This window comes from Ohessyouella blattaphilus (genome assembly GCF_024721265.1).
GTDB lineage: Bacteria > Bacillota > Clostridia > Lachnospirales > Lachnospiraceae > Aequitasia > Aequitasia blattaphilus_A.
In genome coordinates this window covers 1-16,558 of record NZ_JAMXOC010000033.1, presented here as the reverse complement: position 1 = coordinate 16,558, position 16,558 = coordinate 1, and the positions used below count along the sequence as shown (strand labels likewise).

Below are 16,558 nucleotides of genomic sequence, written 5' to 3'. Positions count from 1 at the left end.
TATAGTTGGTTCGGCAGTCAACCATAGTAAGTAATATGCCACTAATCTGAAGCTTTGGGTTAAGTCCCCGATATACCTTCCCTATAGTTCTTATAAGCTGCTGCAAGCCTTTCACCGGTAAATAGGCTGCCTGTACTGGTATTAAAACGCTGTTAGCACAGACAAGTGCGTTAATAGTTAGCATTCCTAAAGAGGGCAAGCAGTCTAATATGATGTAATCATATTGTTCTTTTACCTGATCTACATATTGCTTTAGAATAGTCTCTCTGCTCATTACATTTACTAAAGAAACATCCATGCCTGACAACTCGATATTGGATGGCAATAGGTCAATTCCTTCCTCATGATGCAAGATTCCCGATAATAAATCCTCTTCTCTATCTAAAATGATATCTCCCATTTTAGTTGCTAGTGTAACCTCTAATTGATCCGGCTGCTTAAAACCAAGGCTTGCCGTGAGAGAAGCCTGAGGGTCATTATCAATGGCAAGAACTCGTTTCCCTGCTCTTGCAAGACCAATGCTTAAATTCACTGCAGTCGTTGTTTTGGCACATCCTCCTTTTTGATTAGCTATAGCAATTACTTTACCCACCTAAAACACCCCCTTGATACTTCTAAAATACTCAGGATATCTCAGACGAACAGCTTCTAAAAAGAAGGGCGCGTATTCACAACAAAAAATCTCTTCCACCGTGTAGTTTTTACATTCTTTAAACGCCTCCTCAAAATCATCCTCAAAATTATAGGTGCTCGGTGTATCATTGCAATACAAATTGAAGGCTAGTCGCACCACACGTGCTGCCCCACTAGTAATCCATCCTTCTGATAAACACTGGGGAATAACACAATTCGTATTAAAATCATAGATTCGATCAACCATTCTCCTAGTATCACTAGATAGTCCCAAGCAATATATTAACGCTTGCTCATAGACGTCTTGGTTACGACATCTTGCCAAATGCTCTAAATAAAACTCCTGATGAGCTTCGTCCTTAAAATAAATCTGTTTCTTAATTGCTCTTAACGCTGTGTTCATCTGTCATCCTCCTATTTTCTCTTTTTTGCTTTGCTAATTTCCATGTAGTTTCTCACAAATTTTTTTGTGCCCTTGTTGTTAAAGAAATCCGATATTTCATTGACTTCTATATTTCCATTTCGAGCTAAAATCTGTTCTCGGAACCAAAGAATTTCTTCTCTGGTTCCTTGCAATCTCACCTTAATCATGGCAGGCGTTCCTCCTTCATCTTTTGTCTCTTTAACGCAAAAAAAGACACTTTTCCATTAGCAGAAAAGTGTCCTTAGACTTAAAAATATAAGACTATTCTAGTTTGTAGGAGGGTGCCGGATAACCCATATAGCACCATATTCATCCATATTGACATCAAAAATTGATGTCAAATTGATGTCAAAAGGGTTTTTGGACCTTTAAAAGGTGCCGCAAACCCGCATAAACACTGAGTTTTACTTATCGATGCTCTTCATCGTGGGGAAGAGCAATACGTCACGGATCGCTTGTGAGTCCGTAAAGAGCATACACATTCTATCAATACCGTAGCCGATACCGCCTGTTGGTGGCATCCCGATTTCTAGGGCGTTAAGGAAGTCCTCATCGGTAGTGTTGGCTTCTTCATCACCTTGAGCCAGTTGTTCTTCTTGAGCCTGGAAACGCTCTCTTTGATCGATTGGATCGTTAAGCTCAGAGTAAGCATTGGCCATCTCCCAGCCGTTCATAAAAAACTCAAAGCGCTCAACCAGTTCTGGATTTTCTGGCTTCTTCTTCGTAAGTGGTGAAATCTCAATGGGATGATCCATTACGAAGGTTGGCTGAATTAGGTGTTCCTCAGCGAATTCTTCAAAGAAGAGGGCTAGGATATCGCCCTTACTATGACGTTCTTCGAATTCCACGTGCTTTTCTTTGGCAATGGCTTTGGCTTCTTCGGTGGTCTTGATTTCGTTAAAGTCCACACCGGCGTATTTCTTAACCGCATCGATCATGGTAATCCGCTCAAAAGGCTTACCTAGATCCATTTCCACCCCGTTATAGGTAATGGTGGTGGTTCCTAAGACTTCCTGAGCCACGTGACGGTACATATTTTCAGTAAGATCCATCATGCCGTGGTAATCGGTATACGCTTGGTATAACTCCATTAAGGTAAACTCTGGGTTGTGGCGAGTATCGACGCCTTCATTACGGAAAACTCGGCCAATCTCATAAACCTTCTCAAAACCGCCGACAATGAGTCTCTTTAGATAAAGCTCTAGAGAGATTCTTAGCTTACGCTCCTCACTAAGAGCATTAAAATATGTTTCAAAAGGACGAGCAGCGGCTCCGCCAGCATTTTCTACTAGCATCGGCGTCTCTACTTCTAAGAAGCCCTGAGCATCCAAATATCTTCTAATAGAGCTGATAATCTGGGAACGCTTGGTAAAGGTGTCACGCACTTCCGGATTCATAATTAAATCCACGTAGCGCTGACGGTAACGTAAATCCCGGTCCTGAAGACCGTGGAACTTTTCTGGTAGAATCTGTAAGCTCTTTGAAAGTAGCTCTACCTTCGTTGCGTGAATGGAGATTTCTCCCATCTTTGTCGTGAAAACCGTACCGGTTATACCTACGATATCACCGATATCCATGCGCTTAAAGGCTTTGTACGCCTCTTCGCCTAAATCGTCTCTAGCCACGTAAGACTGTAAATTGCCGCTTTGGTCGAGAACATTACAAAAAGAAGCTTTACCCATCACCCGCTTTTGCATCAGACGTCCTGCAATCTTAACTTCTTTTCCTTCAAACTCGTCATAATTTTCTTTAATCTCGGCGCAGTGCGCGCTGGCTTCGTATTTCGTGATGAGATACGGGTTATTGCCAGTATCTTGAAGCTCCTTAAGCTTTTCTCTTCTTACCTTCCGCAACTGATTTACGTCTTGTTCCTTCTTCTGTTCCGCCACAATTATCCTCCTTGGTCTTTCATTTCTTATTTTATAGAAAGCCGGGCGCTACTGCGTCCGGCTCCGGTTTACTAAGCTACAGGTCCAATTTCTAATACCTTATACTTCATCTCACCCGCTTGGGTTTCTATGTCAACTACGTCTCCGGCCTTCTTTCCGATTAACGCCTTACCTACCGGTGACTCATTAGAAATCTTGCCTTCCAAGGAATTCGCTTCCGTGGAACCCACAATCTTGTACTCTAAGTCTTCATCGTAAGTAATGTCGTGAACTCTGACTTTACAGCCAACGCCTACTTTATCAAATTCTACTTCATCTTCCACAACTACTTCAGCGTTTTTCAGAATGTTTTCAATCTGATCAATACGCGCTTCGATGTCCCGCTGCTCATCTTTAGCAGCATCGTATTCTGCATTTTCTGACAGGTCGCCTTGCTCTCTTGCTTCTTTGATTTTCCCCGCTATCTCTCTACGCTTAACAACCTTTAAATGCTCTAATTCTTCCTCAAGATTCTTAAGTCCAGCATATGTTAATAAACTTTTCTTAGCTTCCATCAGTATCGCTCCTCACATAATCATTTATCTCTTATTTTTAACTCTTTTTTTATACAATAAAATTTTGCTTTCACAATTTCATCATTATACATATTTTACCTAGCTATGTCAATCTTTTTTTAAGCAATTCTTCCAGTTCTTCTAGGCTTTCCGTATGGTTGATTTCTTCCCGCAACCGGGCGGACCCTTTTAAGCCCCTAGTATACCAGGAGATATGCTTACGCATTTCCCGAATTCCTAGATAATCCCCTTTGAATTCGACCTGCATCTGGGCGTGGCGTAGCATTGTCTGGATCATTTCGGCAGTGGTTGGTCGTGGCAAAATCTCACCAGTCTTATCAAAGTGATTTAGCTCTTTGAATATCCAAGGGTTCCCCTGGGCAGCTCGCCCAATCATCACCCCGTCACAGCCTGTCTCTTTTAACATAGCCTGGGCTTTATCTGGTCCGTTCACATCCCCGTTACCGATCACCGGTATGGAAAGCGCTTCTTTAACCTGACGGATAATGTCCCAGTCGGCTTTTCCGCTGTAATACTGCTCTCTGGTACGACCGTGAACTGTTACGGCTGCCGCACCGGCGGCTTCGGCGGCTTTTGCCACAGTGACCGCATTTATTTGATTATCGTCAAAACCTTTACGAATCTTAACCGTTACCGGCTTCTTCGTCGCCTTTACAGCGGCGCTTACGATTTCGCTCACTTTTCCCGGGTCCTTCATCAGCGCCGAACCTTCACCGTTTTTAACGATCTTCGGAACGGGACACCCCATATTAAGATCGAGAATCTGAAAGGGGCGCTCATCAATTTTTTGAATCGCTTCAGCGATTACCTCTGGCTCGTGTCCGAATAGCTGAAGGGAGACCGGGTACTCATCCGGATGAATTCGCAATAAGTCTAAGGTATTGCGGTTATTAAATTCCAGCGCCTTGGCACTCACCATCTCCATACACAAAAGCCCTGCTCCCATCTCCCCTGAAAGGAGACGAAATGGCAGGTCGGTAACACCTGCCATGGGAGCTAGGATATACGGATTCGCTAGCTCTATCTTTCCTATCTTCATTAGTATTTCCTTTTACTTCGTATTCTTATCGTAGATAAGCTTAAGTCCTTTTAGCGTAAGCTCTGGATCGTAGCAATCGATTACTTCCGTTTCCTTCTCGATAATAGAGCCCAGGCCTCCAGTCGCCACCACTTTAATTTTTTCATAGCCTGACTCTTTCTTTATCTGGTTGACGATATATTCCGTCTGACCGATCACGCCGTAGACTAGACCCGCTTGCATACTGGTAATCGTGTCCCGGGCGAGAATGGACGCTGGCTTTACAATCTCGATGGCTGGCAGCATGGCCGCTTCCCCCCACATCGCCTGAGCAGAGGTCCGGATTCCCGGGGCGGTAATCCCTGCCTCAAAGGCACCATCAGGACCAATTAAATCATAGGTTGTCGCGGTTCCGTAGTCGATTACGATGACCGGACCGCCGTGTAACACGTAGCCTGCTACCGCATCGACGATTCGATCGGGACCAATCTGCTGAGGGTTGGGAATCGAGACTCGCACTCCCGTCTTTGTACCGGCAGAGACCACCATCGGCCGGATGCCAAAGTATTTGATAAAGGCACTACCAAGGGAGTGCATTACATCAGGCACCACGGAAGAGATAATCACCCGATTGATTTTCGTACTATCCACACCTTGGCGATCCACTAGTTCCTTAAGGGTAATTCCATATTCGTCGGAAGTCCGCACAAGCTTAGTGGTCATGCGAAACTTGCCCAGAAGCTTATCCCCGTCCCAGATTCCCATGGTGATATTTGTATTCCCTACATCCACAACTAATAACATAACTATACCTCCTCGCCTAGGAAAAACACCTTATAGAACATCTGCAAAGATGCCAGCAAATCTTGTTTTTCCTGCTGCAATTGTTTTATTTTAAGGCGGCTACCAATCTCATCAAACATCGGATCACCCTCTTCTGCCCTAACTTCAAAATTCAAATTTCCTTCTTCATCGTATACCAGCGTAAGAATCCCGCCCACTTCGTGAACATAGAGCACGCACATAATTTTAAGCTCTTGCTTGATACTATCTGGTAGAGTCTCAAAGTCTGGATTTAGATAATATTTTTCTTCATAAGCGTTGGCACCACACAGTACCAAGCCTTCTTCTGTCAAATGTCCTTCTGTCATGACTTCTCCTTACACATAACCGTAGAGGCCCCGGACCGATACCTCGCCGGCGTAGATTGCCCGCTCGCTTCCGTCTTCTAGGCGTACAAGCAGCTCGCCGGTATCGTTAATCCCTAGACCGGTAGCCGTATACTCCTCTTTCGGTGTACTAATTCTTACTTCTTTCCCTCTATTTAACAGGAGAGCGTTATACTCTTCTCTTAAATCACTTAGATTTTCCTTGATGAGAAAACGTTCGTACAAATCCTCGAAGTGTCTAATCACCTCTGCGATAAGCTCGCTCCGAGAAACGCTTTTCTTAGTTTCCAATAACAAGGACGTGGCTTTATCCCGTATCTCCTGGGGAAATTCCTGCTGGGCCACATTAAGCCCCACCCCAATGACTACGTAACTGATAAACTCAGCCTCTAAGCTCATCTCGGTCAAAATCCCACAGATTTTCTTCCCACTTAGCACCACATCATTGGGCCACTTAATGCCTACATCCGTGCCGTATACTTCCCGAATCCCTTTGGCCACCGCCATGGCCATCACCAGCGTTAACTGAGGTGCACTACTGGTCTGAATCTGGGGATAGAGAAGCAGGGACATGTAGATATTCTCCCCTTCTGGAGACTCCCACTTTCGTCCTCGCCGGCCCTTCCCGAGCGTCTGGTGCTCGGCGACAACTAAGGTTCCATTCTCCCGGCGCTCTTCGCCAAAGAGCTTGGCCTTCTGGTTGGTGGAATCCGTCTCGGCAAAAAAAACCACTTGGCGCCCAAGATACTTGGTCGTCATCCGACTTTCGATCTCGGCTTTCCCGTAGCGATTGGCATCCGGGGTGCCTGTATCCGCTTCCACCAGGCGATACCCTTTATTTCTAATTCCTTCGATTGCATAACCGGATTTCTTCAATTGTTCCATGGCCTTCCAGACCGCCGTTCGCGAGACACCGAAGTGCTCGCAGAGAAACTGTCCGGAGACGTAATCATCCGCTTCTCTAAGTAAACGCAGAATTTCTGCTTTCATCTTACTCTCCTAATGTGGCTACCATCACAGCCTTAATCGTATGGAGGCGATTCTCGGCCTCGTCAAATACGACGGATGCTGGGCTATCAAAGACCTCTTCTGTCACCTCATAGCCTTTCACCGCTGGGAGGCAGTGCATAAAAATGGTTTCCGCCTTACCGGTCTTCGCCATCAATTCGCTATTAATCTGATAAGGACGCAGCATGGCAATGCGATCTGCCGCCTTATCTTCTTCACCCATGGAAGCCCACACATCGGTATAGAGCACGTCCCCGTTCTGGACGCTTTCTACGTCATCCGTAATCACTAGCTCACTTCCGCTTATCTTACCATATTCTTGACACTGAGCCACTAAGTCTGCCTCTGGTTGCAGTTCCTTCGGTGCGATAATCGTACAGTGAACCCCCACTTTCGTACAGCCGATCATCAGGGAGTTAGCCATATTGTTGCGACCATCACCTAGGTAGACAAAGCGCAGGCCTTCTAAGTGCCCGAAGTGCTCTTTCATGGTAAGAAAATCGGCTAGGATCTGCGTGGGATGGTAAAGGTCTGTCAAGCCATTCCAAACCGGTACCCCGCTATATTTGGCAAGAGCTTCCACATCTGACTGCTTAAAACCTCGGAATTCGATGCCGTCAAACATCCGACCCAGCACCTTCGCCGTATCTTCTACACTTTCCTTATGGCCAAGCTGAATCTCGTTGCCAGCAAGATAGACCGGCGTTCCCCCTTCATCGGCGACTGCTACGGTAAAGGCGCAGCGAGTTCTTGTTGAAGGCTTTTCAAAGATTAGCGCTACGTTCTTGCGTTTTAAATGATCGTTAAAGATCCCCGCCTTCTTTTCTTTCTTTAAAGTCTCAGCCAAATCAACTAAGTAGAGTATTTCATCTTTGGTAAAATCCTTTAGTGTCAGTAAATGACGTCCTTTTAAATCCATCTTCTAATCCTCCCTATCTTCAAGTTCAAAGAATATCTCCATGAACTTCGGTTGCTCATCTCTTTCCTCTAAATCAAGCTCGTCGTAACGAGACTTAACAATCTCGTAAAACTCGTCTATCTGATAAATTCGGTATTTCTGAACCCGCAAGCGCTTGGCGCTAGCTTCTAGTAGCGCTAAAAACAAACCTTTATCCGTAATAGTAAGCGGTATCTTTAGCATAAAACAAACCTCTGCCCGCTTAGGCTCGCTTAAATTCGTTAAGCACTCCGTGTAAAATTCATCCTCGTGAGTTTGTTCTAGGTAATAGATACGCCCTTCTAGCCCATAGATCATCCGCATGGCATCGTAATAGCCGATTTTAATATTCTGACGGCTGCGCTTCGGGGAGAAATCAATTATACTGCCTAACCGCACTCGGGGCGCCACTCTAAGTTTAAGGCCGCCAACTGGCACCTTCACCCGGGGCTCTCTTCCCGGGCCGTAGATGCGAATCTCGATAATATGCTTATAACCCCGCTTAACTAGGGCACCCGTCGGCACGTTATTAACCACGCCACCGTCCATATAGCGCACCCCGTGAAGGCGCTCCCGCTTAAACCCTAGCAGATACGCACTGGCAAGGAGAAAATCTTCTAGATAGCCTTCTGGGATATCTTCAATAGAAAGGTCAAGCTCGCGCATCTCATCTACGGAAAAGGCTAATAAATAAAAGGCGATTCCGCAAGTTCGTACCTTCTCTTCATCTACCATCTCGTGAATCAGCTGCCGTAGCGGTGAGACATCAATCCCACCTGTTTTTAACCGGCTCACCAAGTGATTAAGTACATCCCCAAAGGGTAGCTTCTTATCAAAAAAACGAAACATCCACTCATCGTTCACTTCCATAACCTTGGAATACGTCATCTGCTCCCAAATTGCTTCGGCTTTTTCCACATTGCCCATACAAATGAGGGCGCCGTTTAGAGCGCCCACTGATGTACCCGCTATTGCATTTATCTTCACCCCGACTTCGTGGAGTGCCTTCCACGCCCCAATTTGATAAGCGCCTCTAGCACCGCCACCCTCTAAGACGAGGCCGTATTCCAGATCTAGGTCGATGATTGGTTCCATATACTATTTCTCGCTTTTGTCCTTTGTGGCAATTTCTGACATAGACTGAACCAGACCAGCAATCCCTTGGATCTCTGAAGGAATAATAATCTTAGTTGCTTGTCCGTCAGCGGCTTTGCCAAATGCTTCTAAACTCTTAATGGTTAAGACGGCTTGATCAGCGCCAGCTTCCTTAAGGAACATAATACCATCAGCATTGGCCTTTTGTACCTTTTGGATCGCTTCGGCTTCACCTTCCGCTTCCCGAATCATTCTTTCCTTCTGGGCTTCTGCTCGCAGAATGGCCGCTTGCTTCTCTGCCTCGGCATCGAGAATAACCGCTTCTTTTTGACCTTCGGCTACCAGTACCGTACTCTTCTTCTCGCCTTCGGCTCTAAGAATCGCTTCTCTTCGCTCACGCTCTGCTTTCATCTGCTTTTCCATGGCATCTTGAATCGCTGCCGGTGGCAAGATATTCTTAAGCTCTACCCGGTTTACCTTGATTCCCCAAGGATCTGTAGCCACATCAAGAGAAGAACGCATCTTGGTGTTAATCGTCTCTCTCGAAGTCAGGGTTTGGTCTAGCTCAAGATCACCGATAATATTACGCAAGGTGGTCGCCGTTAGGTTCTCAATAGCCATAATCGGATTGGCAACTCCGTAGCAGAATAGCTTAGGATCAGTAATCTGGAAAAAGACAACCGTATCGATGCGCATCGTAACGTTATCTTTCGTAATAACCGGTTGAGGTGCAAAGTCAACAACCTGTTCCTTTAAATCCACTCGTCTCGCAATGCGGTCAACGATCGGCAGCTTCAGATGAAGACCGGTCTCCCAAGTCGCCTGATAGGCACCTAGGCGCTCAACGACTACTGCTTGAGCCTGTCTAACAATTTTGATACAAGAGATAATAATCCCTACTACTACAAATAATAAAATAATACCTAGTATCGATAAAAATCCACCCATTAAATTTTCTCCTTTTCCTCAACTATAAAGTTAACGCCTTCAATTCCTTTCACCACAATGGTCGTTCCCTTGGCTAACTTCCCTTCCGGGTCCGCCGTCTTCGCCGCCCATTCCTGGCCCTTTACTTCTACTCGGCCGGTGGCCGTCAAAGTATTGATATCTTCAATTACCATTCCACTCTCGCCGATATAGCGATTGGCATTGGTGGCCACCCGTGAGTTGTTAAAGTGCTTTTTTACAAGCGGTCTGGTAAAAATCAGCGTGGCTACGGAAACCACCACAAAGACAATAATTTGAATCACTAGGCTGTCCGTTACTAAACTAGCTAATCCCGCACACAGAGCGCCAATAGCAAACCAGATGGTAGTCAGTCCTAGTGTCAATATCTCTACAACTAACAACACGATAAATAAGATAATCCAATAATAACCCTCAAACATCTACTCGCCTCCTCTTCTCCTTCTAGCTACCTCAAACATTAGAATCGTTGCCGAGATGGCTGCATTGAGTGATTCCACCTTACCTTCCATGGGAATTACGATATAGTCATCCGCTAGCCCTGAGATTTCTTCGCTAAGACCAGCCCCTTCATTCCCGATAAGGATTGCCACTTTTTTATCATACTCTATTATATCATAAGAGGTACTACCCTTTAAATGCCCTGCATAAATTTTTGTACCCTGTTCCTTAAGTTTTTTTATAACTTCTGGCAAATCAGCGGTATAAGCAAAGGGCACCCGGAAGATCGAGCCCATGGTGGACCTGGTGGTTTTCGGGTTGTAGACGTCGGCACAGTTCTCGCTTAAAATCACACTGCTAACCCCTGCTGCCTCGGCGCTTCTAATAATCGTACCGACGTTTCCTGGATCCTGCACATCTTCTAAGACCATAACAAAATCGTGATGGTTCTGGATTAGCTCCTGGGCGCTATAGGCATTTTGCCGCACCACCCCCAGCACTCCCTGAGGCGTCTTGGTATCTGCGGCGTAGGCAAAGACGGTGTCGGTCACTTCGATTACTTTTTCCGAAGGGAGCTTCGATAAAAACGCCTGTTCCCTCGCTTTAAAGGCACTTGTTACATACACTTCAACTAGCTTCTCGGCGGGAATTTCCCCCGCTAGGCGTAAGCCCTCTACTAAGAAGACTTGGTCGGCATCTCTGGCCTTCTTTTTCTTTTTATACTGCACCAGCTGCTTAATCCGGGGATTAGAAGTACTAGAAATCATTACTCGTCCTCGCCCTTTCGAATCTCTTTTAAAGCATCGTCAGCACCTAGCAGAATCAAAATCGCCCGCTCCTCTAATGGCGCCTTCGGATCAGGGTTGATTTCAAACTCTTCACTGCGAATCATCCCTACCACGGTCACTTCAAAGTTTTCTCTAAGATTAAGGTCTTCTAGCGTTCTGCCGACCCAGCCTTCGGGAGTGGTGGTTTCGATAATACTGTATTCCCTAGAAAGGGTGATCCAATCGGTAAAGTTGGCCGAGAGCATCTGCTTCGCCACTCGTTCTCCCGTCTCGCGCTCTGGATAAATGACGGCGTCGGCACCGATTTTCTTAAGAATCTTCTCGTGCGTTTCGTTGTTGGCCTTAGCCAGCACAAAGGGAACACCGATTTCCTTCGCTAGTAAGGTGGCCATAATGCTGGCTTCCATGTTTTCGGCAAAAGCCACCACCACCCCGTCTAGGTTTCTGGCACCGATCGCCTTCATAACCTCTGGGTCCCCTACTTCGGCCTTCATAGCATAAGACACATGATCCGCAATTCTTTGGATCCGCTCCTCATTGTGATCCACCGCAATAACTTCACACCCTAGTTCTTGTAGGGTCAGGGCGACGCTTTCCCCAAAATTTCCCAAACCCAACACTGCATACTGTTTATTCTTCATTTGTCTTCATCTCCTGTCTTCGCAAATCTAACCGATTAAAATCCGTCGCTTTGGTAATTCCCGGTAATGATCTTTAGCTAGCGCTTTGCCGCCAAAGACTAAGGCAAAGGTTAGCGGTCCGATTCGTCCTAGATACATCATCATAATAAGCACCAGTTGACTAGCCCGAGAAAGGCTTGGCGTTAAGTTCGCCGATAGCCCCACCGTCCCCATCGCCGAGGCGGTTTCGTATAAAATATCAATAAAAGGAATCTGGTCCGATTCAATCATCAGTAAGGCAATGGTTCCCACAATATAAACCGTACCCACAAGCATGACTACGGTAAAGCCGGTACGGAAGTTTTCTTTCGTAATCTGACGACCGAAAGCCTCAGTATCCGTTCCCCCTCTAATAAAGGAGAAAGCGGTCAGTACCAGCATCGCCATGGTGGTGGTCTTAATACCGCCGGCCGTTCCTCCCGGGGAACCGCCAATCAGCATCAGAATCACCGTCAAGAACTTAGTCTCGTCGTGGAGAACGTCTTGGGGCAGAGTATAATACCCGGCTGTTCTCGCCGTTACCGACTGAAAAGCCGCACTCATTACCTTGTCGTGAAGAGCCAGATTCCCCATGGTCTTCTGGTTGTGATATTCGAATAATAGGATAAAAAGCGTACCTCCCACTAGGAGAATCGCTGTGGTTGTCAGCGCAATCTTTGAATGTAGCTGCAAAGCGGTAAACAGTCGCTTCTTCGGCACTGGCTCCTTAAAGGTTCGCTTAGTATTTCTAATCACGTCAAACCAGACAGGAAAACCGATACCACCTAGGATAATCAACAGCATGGTGTTAATGTTAATCACCGGGTTAGAGACGTAAGCGGCAAAGCTAGTCGCTCCCACAATATCGATTCCCGCATTACAGAAGGAAGATATCGACTGAAAGACAGAGACCCCTATCCCTTTTAAGACACCATACTTAGGAATAAAAACAGTGGCATAAATAAGCGCTCCTAAGAACTCTACCAAAAACGTTCCTAAAACCGCATTTTTAATCATCAACACCATGCCGCCAGGGCCTTCAGCACTATAGGCTTCGGCAATCACCACCCGGGTACCCAGCGTAATCTTCCGGCGCAGCAATAAAAAAAAGCCGGTAACGCAAGCGATGACTCCCAGACCGCCAATCTGGATCAGCACGCATAAAACAACTTTACCGATGACCGTTAGTTGGGTCATCGGCACAATGGTAATCAGTCCTGTCACACAGATTGCCGTAGTGGAGGTAAATAACGCATCCATAAACGCAATCGGTTCATTGTTACAGATAGGCAGCATTAATAATAACGCTCCTAAAAGAATGGCACCAGCAAATCCTGCTGCCAGGATTCGCATGGTATTCCAGTGAATATTTTTCTTTTTCTCAGTGTGTATTTTCATTTTCTTATACTTTGAAACGATACCCTACTCCCCAAATCGTTTCGATATATTGTGGATTCGAGGTATCCATTTCTATCTTCTCTCTTATTTTTTTAATATGTACAGTTACGGTGGCGATATCGCCAATAGATTCCATATCCCAAATTTCTCGGAACAATTCTTCTTTTGAGTAAACGTGGTTAGGGTGACCGGCTAGGAACGTAAGTAAATCAAACTCTTTCGTGGTAAACGCTCTCTCCTCTTCATTGATCCACACTCTTCTAGCGGTGGTATCGATTTTTAGGCCGCGAATCTCGATGACGTTATTTGCTTCCTCAGCACTGCCTGTCAAGCGGTCGTATCTAGCTAAGTGAGCCTTTACTCTAGCTACTAATTCACTTGGGCTAAAGGGCTTAGTCAAATAGTCATCCGCTCCCAGACCCAAGCCTCTAATCTTATCGATATCATCCTTCTTAGCTGACACCATAATAATCGGGGTATTCTTCTTATCCCGAATCTGACGACAGATTTCAAACCCGTCTACACCTGGTAGCATCAGATCTAAGATAAATAAATCAAAGTCTTCATTCAGAGCCTTATTAAGGCCTGATTCACCGTCATTTTCCACCTCTACGGAAAAGCCACTCAGCTCTAGGTAGTCCTTCTCCAATTCGGCAATTGCCACTTCATCCTCAACTATCAATATCTTGTTCACTAATTTGGTACCTCCTGGTATTTTCTCAGCACAAAATACATCGTCGTGCCTGTCTCTTCCTTACTCGTTGCCCATATCTTACCGCCGTGCTCTTCGATGATCTTCTTCACAATCGAAAGGCCGATACCACTTCCGCCTTTCGTGGAATTCCTAGAGGTGTCCGTCCGGTAAAACCGCTCAAAGATATTCGGTAAATCCGCCGCCGCAATCCCGCGACCATTGTCTTCAATCTCCACTTGAACAAAATCTCCTACGTCGTTCACCCGCAGATTGATCTTCGGCTGATCCTTCCCCATGTACTTAATGGAGTTATTGATAATATTGTGAATCACCCGCCGGATTTGCTCCGCATCAGCGATAATCATCACCTCTTCACCTACGTAATTGTGATATTCAAATTGAACGTTCTTCGCTTCTAACTCAAAAGATAAATCTTCAGCGCAGTCCCCAAAATACTCCGTGGCAGAAAGGGTACTGAAATTATAGGGGATCCGATTCGTATCAATCTTAGAATACAGAGTTAGCTCGTTGATTAACAGGTTCATTTCATTAGCCTTATTATATATGGTGCGGATATATTTGTCCATTTTTTCCGGCGTGTCCGCCACTCCGTCCATAATCCCTTCCGCATAGCCCTTAATCGCCGTTACCGGCGTCTTTAGGTCGTGAGAGATATTGCTAATTAATTCCTTGCTTTCCTGGTCGTACTTAACCTTCTCCGCAGCACTATCCTTTAAGCGCAATCGCATATCTTCTAGGTCTTTCCCTAGGGCTCCTATTTCATCATCAACCATCGGCTCTAATACAAAGTCCAAATTTCCCGCTTCGATATTTTGTGCCGCTTTCTTCATCTTCCCCAGCGGTGTAATCACCGAGCGATAGATCCAGAAGCTTAGTAGCCCCGCGGTTATCACCAGAATCAGCACAATCCCAAAGACGATATCCACAAAGAAATCTCTCGCTTCCGGTAAGCCCTCTTTTACATCGCTAACCAGAAAGACCGTTGCCGGTTGCTCGTCAGCGGTGATAAAGTTTACCTGCTTAATCAGCACCTGATCCTCGCCGCCATAGTAAATGCTGCTTTCTCCTTCCGACACTTCCCCAAGGGAAGCCGCTTCCGGCAGATGTGAAAGTGCTGGGGCAGCCGCCTCCGAGCTGGCTCCCAGAAAAAGAATATTATCGGCTTTTCGCACAATTAAGAAGGCGTGCTTCGGCGTTAAGTCTTTATTGTATTTTGATAAGAACTCCAAATCCTCTAATTTCGCCGGATCCGTCTTTGCTAGCTTCTGTAGCTCCGCATAGGCATTCTCGGTAAGTCTTGACATTACCTGCATCGTGTTGGAGATGTTCTCTACGGTGGCGCCTTGTATCTCATATTTTTCCTCAATCGAATTAAGTTGATACCGACCGACCACTAACGTCAAGCCAATGGAAAGAACCACTGGAATAAGGACGATAATTAAAAAGGCCGCTACCAAACGTGTCTTTAACTTCATAGAATATAAACCCTCCTGCTCAACTTTTCAAGACCCTATTCAGATGATTATACCACGAAAAAAGGCGCACAGTGAGTGCGCCCCTAAAACTTTATCATATTTTTACATATATTTCTGCAAAACCAACCCTTTATCTGTCTTCTCCCAGGGTAAACTTAAGTCTTCCCGGCCAAAATGACCGTAGGCTGCCGTCTGCTTATAAATCGGGCGTCGCAAATCTAGCATTTTAATAATTCCCGCTGGTCGGAGGTCAAATTCCTGGCGGATCATCTCCACGAGCTGCGTATCACTAAGCTTGCCGGTACCAAAGGTATCTACAGCGATAGACGTGGGATGAGCCACCCCAATGGCATAGGACAATTGAATCTCGCACTTATCCGCTAGCTTCGCCGCCACAATATTCTTAGCTACGTACCGAGCGGCATAAGCGGCCGAGCGGTCCACCTTCGTACAATCCTTACCAGAAAAAGCCCCGCCGCCGTGACGAGCCATCCCGCCATACGTATCAACGATAATCTTCCGGCCGGTCAGCCCGCTATCACCGTGAGGTCCGCCGATAACAAAGCGGCCTGTAGGATTAATATAAAACTTCGTCTCGTCATCCACTAGCTCTGCTGGGAGCACCGGATCAAAGATATGTTTTTTCACATCGCTATGGATCTGCTCCTGAGACACGTCTGGGTCATGTTGGGTGGATAATACCACTGCGTCTAGTCTGATTGGTCGGTCTTGCTCGTCGTACTCTACCGTTACCTGGGTCTTGCCGTCTGGTCGCAGGTAAGGGAGGGTACCGTCTTTTCGCACCGCCGTTAACCGCTTAGCTAATTTATGAGCTAAGGAAATCGGGTAAGGCATCAGCTCTTTCGTCTCATTGGTGGCATAACCAAACATCATGCCCTGATCCCCAGCGCCCTCGGACGCCTCGTCCTGAGCCCTATTTACACCCATCGCAATATCTGGTGACTGCTCATCGATAGCGATAATCACGCCACAGTTGTCCGCATCAAAGCCGTATTTTCCCCGGGTATAGCCAATTTCTCTAATTGTTTCCCGCACAATCTTTTGCATATCTACGTAACCGGTGGTGGTAATCTCCCCCATCACCATTACCATTCCCGTGGTGGTACACGTCTCACACGCCACCCGGCTATTGGGATCCTGGCGTATTAATTCATCCAAAATCGCGTCCGAGATCTGGTCGCTCATCTTATCTGGGTGTCCTTCTGTTACTGATTCTGAGGTAAATAATCTTTTTTCCATTGTTATATTTCCTTTCTTGTTATCTATGTAATAGTTAAATAGTGTAATAGAATTATCGAGTAGGAGGCGGTGACTAACCGCCGTCCTCTCACAGCACCGTACGTACCG

The 16,558-nt window shown here is 46.0% G+C and carries 18 protein-coding genes and 1 pseudogene; all 19 read right to left on the bottom strand.

The genetic code is table 11. From position 1 onward, the window contains the following. Positions 1-592: ParA family protein (locus NHH16_RS14385; RefSeq protein WP_262070293.1), on the bottom strand; the 592-nt coding region annotated here is incomplete at its 3' end. Beyond that, a complete protein-coding gene (locus NHH16_RS14380; RefSeq protein WP_262070292.1) occupies positions 593-1,036 on the bottom strand; it encodes a DUF6075 family protein in 444 nt (147 codons plus the stop codon). It lies immediately after the preceding gene. 11 nt (positions 1,037-1,047) lie between these two features. Then, entirely contained in the window at positions 1,048-1,224 is a 177-nt protein-coding gene (locus tag NHH16_RS14375) for a hypothetical protein (protein WP_262070291.1), read from the bottom strand. Positions 1,225-1,473: 249 nt separating this feature from the next. Then, a pseudogene (gene lysS, locus NHH16_RS14370) lies at positions 1,474-2,946 on the bottom strand (lysine--tRNA ligase); the annotation flags it as partial. A gap of 71 nt (positions 2,947-3,017) precedes the next feature. Then, positions 3,018-3,500, bottom strand: coding sequence for a transcription elongation factor GreA (gene greA / locus NHH16_RS14365; RefSeq protein WP_262070290.1), 483 nt, complete (start codon positions 3,498-3,500; stop codon positions 3,018-3,020). A gap of 103 nt (positions 3,501-3,603) precedes the next feature. After that, positions 3,604-4,560: a tRNA dihydrouridine synthase DusB gene (gene dusB / locus NHH16_RS14360; protein WP_262070289.1), complete on the bottom strand. Its 957-nt coding sequence runs from the start codon at positions 4,558-4,560 to the stop codon at positions 3,604-3,606. A 12-nt stretch (positions 4,561-4,572) separates the two neighbouring features. After that, positions 4,573-5,343 carry a type III pantothenate kinase gene (locus NHH16_RS14355; protein ID WP_262070288.1) on the bottom strand — a complete coding sequence of 257 codons (771 nt, stop codon included), beginning with the start codon at positions 5,341-5,343 and terminating at the stop codon, positions 4,573-4,575. Between the two features lie 2 nt (positions 5,344-5,345). Next, positions 5,346-5,690, bottom strand: a complete 345-nt coding sequence (locus tag NHH16_RS14350; protein WP_262070287.1) for a DUF6145 family protein — start codon at positions 5,688-5,690, stop codon at positions 5,346-5,348. A gap of 9 nt (positions 5,691-5,699) precedes the next feature. Continuing rightward, positions 5,700-6,698 carry a biotin--[acetyl-CoA-carboxylase] ligase gene (locus NHH16_RS14345; protein ID WP_262070286.1) on the bottom strand — a complete coding sequence of 333 codons (999 nt, stop codon included), beginning with the start codon at positions 6,696-6,698 and terminating at the stop codon, positions 5,700-5,702. 1 nt (position 6,699) lies between these two features. Then, positions 6,700-7,635, bottom strand: a complete 936-nt coding sequence (argF, locus tag NHH16_RS14340) for an ornithine carbamoyltransferase (protein WP_262070285.1) — start codon at positions 7,633-7,635, stop codon at positions 6,700-6,702. Positions 7,636-7,638: 3 nt separating this feature from the next. Beyond that, positions 7,639-8,748 carry a patatin-like phospholipase family protein gene (locus NHH16_RS14335; RefSeq protein WP_262070284.1) on the bottom strand — a complete coding sequence of 370 codons (1,110 nt, stop codon included), beginning with the start codon at positions 8,746-8,748 and terminating at the stop codon, positions 7,639-7,641. 3 nt (positions 8,749-8,751) lie between these two features. Then, complete coding sequence (locus tag NHH16_RS14330; protein ID WP_262070283.1) at positions 8,752-9,696, bottom strand: SPFH domain-containing protein; 945 nt, start codon at positions 9,694-9,696, stop codon at positions 8,752-8,754. Further along, entirely contained in the window at positions 9,696-10,136 is a 441-nt protein-coding gene (locus tag NHH16_RS14325) for an NfeD family protein (RefSeq protein ID WP_262070282.1), read from the bottom strand. The genes NHH16_RS14330 and NHH16_RS14325 overlap by 1 nt, the downstream gene beginning before the upstream one ends. Then, entirely contained in the window at positions 10,137-10,922 is a 786-nt protein-coding gene (locus NHH16_RS14320; RefSeq protein ID WP_262070281.1) for a TrmH family RNA methyltransferase, read from the bottom strand. Further along, positions 10,922-11,584, bottom strand: a complete 663-nt coding sequence (locus tag NHH16_RS14315; RefSeq protein ID WP_262070280.1) for a potassium channel family protein — start codon at positions 11,582-11,584, stop codon at positions 10,922-10,924. Before NHH16_RS14315 ends, NHH16_RS14320 begins: the two co-directional genes overlap by 1 nt. Before the next feature lie 27 nt (positions 11,585-11,611). Then, positions 11,612-13,000 (bottom strand): TrkH family potassium uptake protein, encoded by a 1,389-nt coding sequence (locus NHH16_RS14310; protein ID WP_262070279.1) that lies wholly within the window; start codon positions 12,998-13,000, stop codon positions 11,612-11,614. A gap of 4 nt (positions 13,001-13,004) precedes the next feature. After that, complete coding sequence (locus tag NHH16_RS14305) at positions 13,005-13,694, bottom strand: response regulator transcription factor (protein WP_262070278.1); 690 nt, start codon at positions 13,692-13,694, stop codon at positions 13,005-13,007. Further along, a complete protein-coding gene (locus NHH16_RS14300) occupies positions 13,694-15,190 on the bottom strand; it encodes a sensor histidine kinase (protein ID WP_262070277.1) in 1,497 nt (498 codons plus the stop codon). Before NHH16_RS14300 ends, NHH16_RS14305 begins: the two co-directional genes overlap by 1 nt. Positions 15,191-15,292: 102 nt before the next feature. Continuing rightward, entirely contained in the window at positions 15,293-16,450 is a 1,158-nt protein-coding gene (metK, locus tag NHH16_RS14295) for a methionine adenosyltransferase (protein ID WP_262070276.1), read from the bottom strand. Positions 16,451-16,558 lie beyond the last annotated feature (108 nt).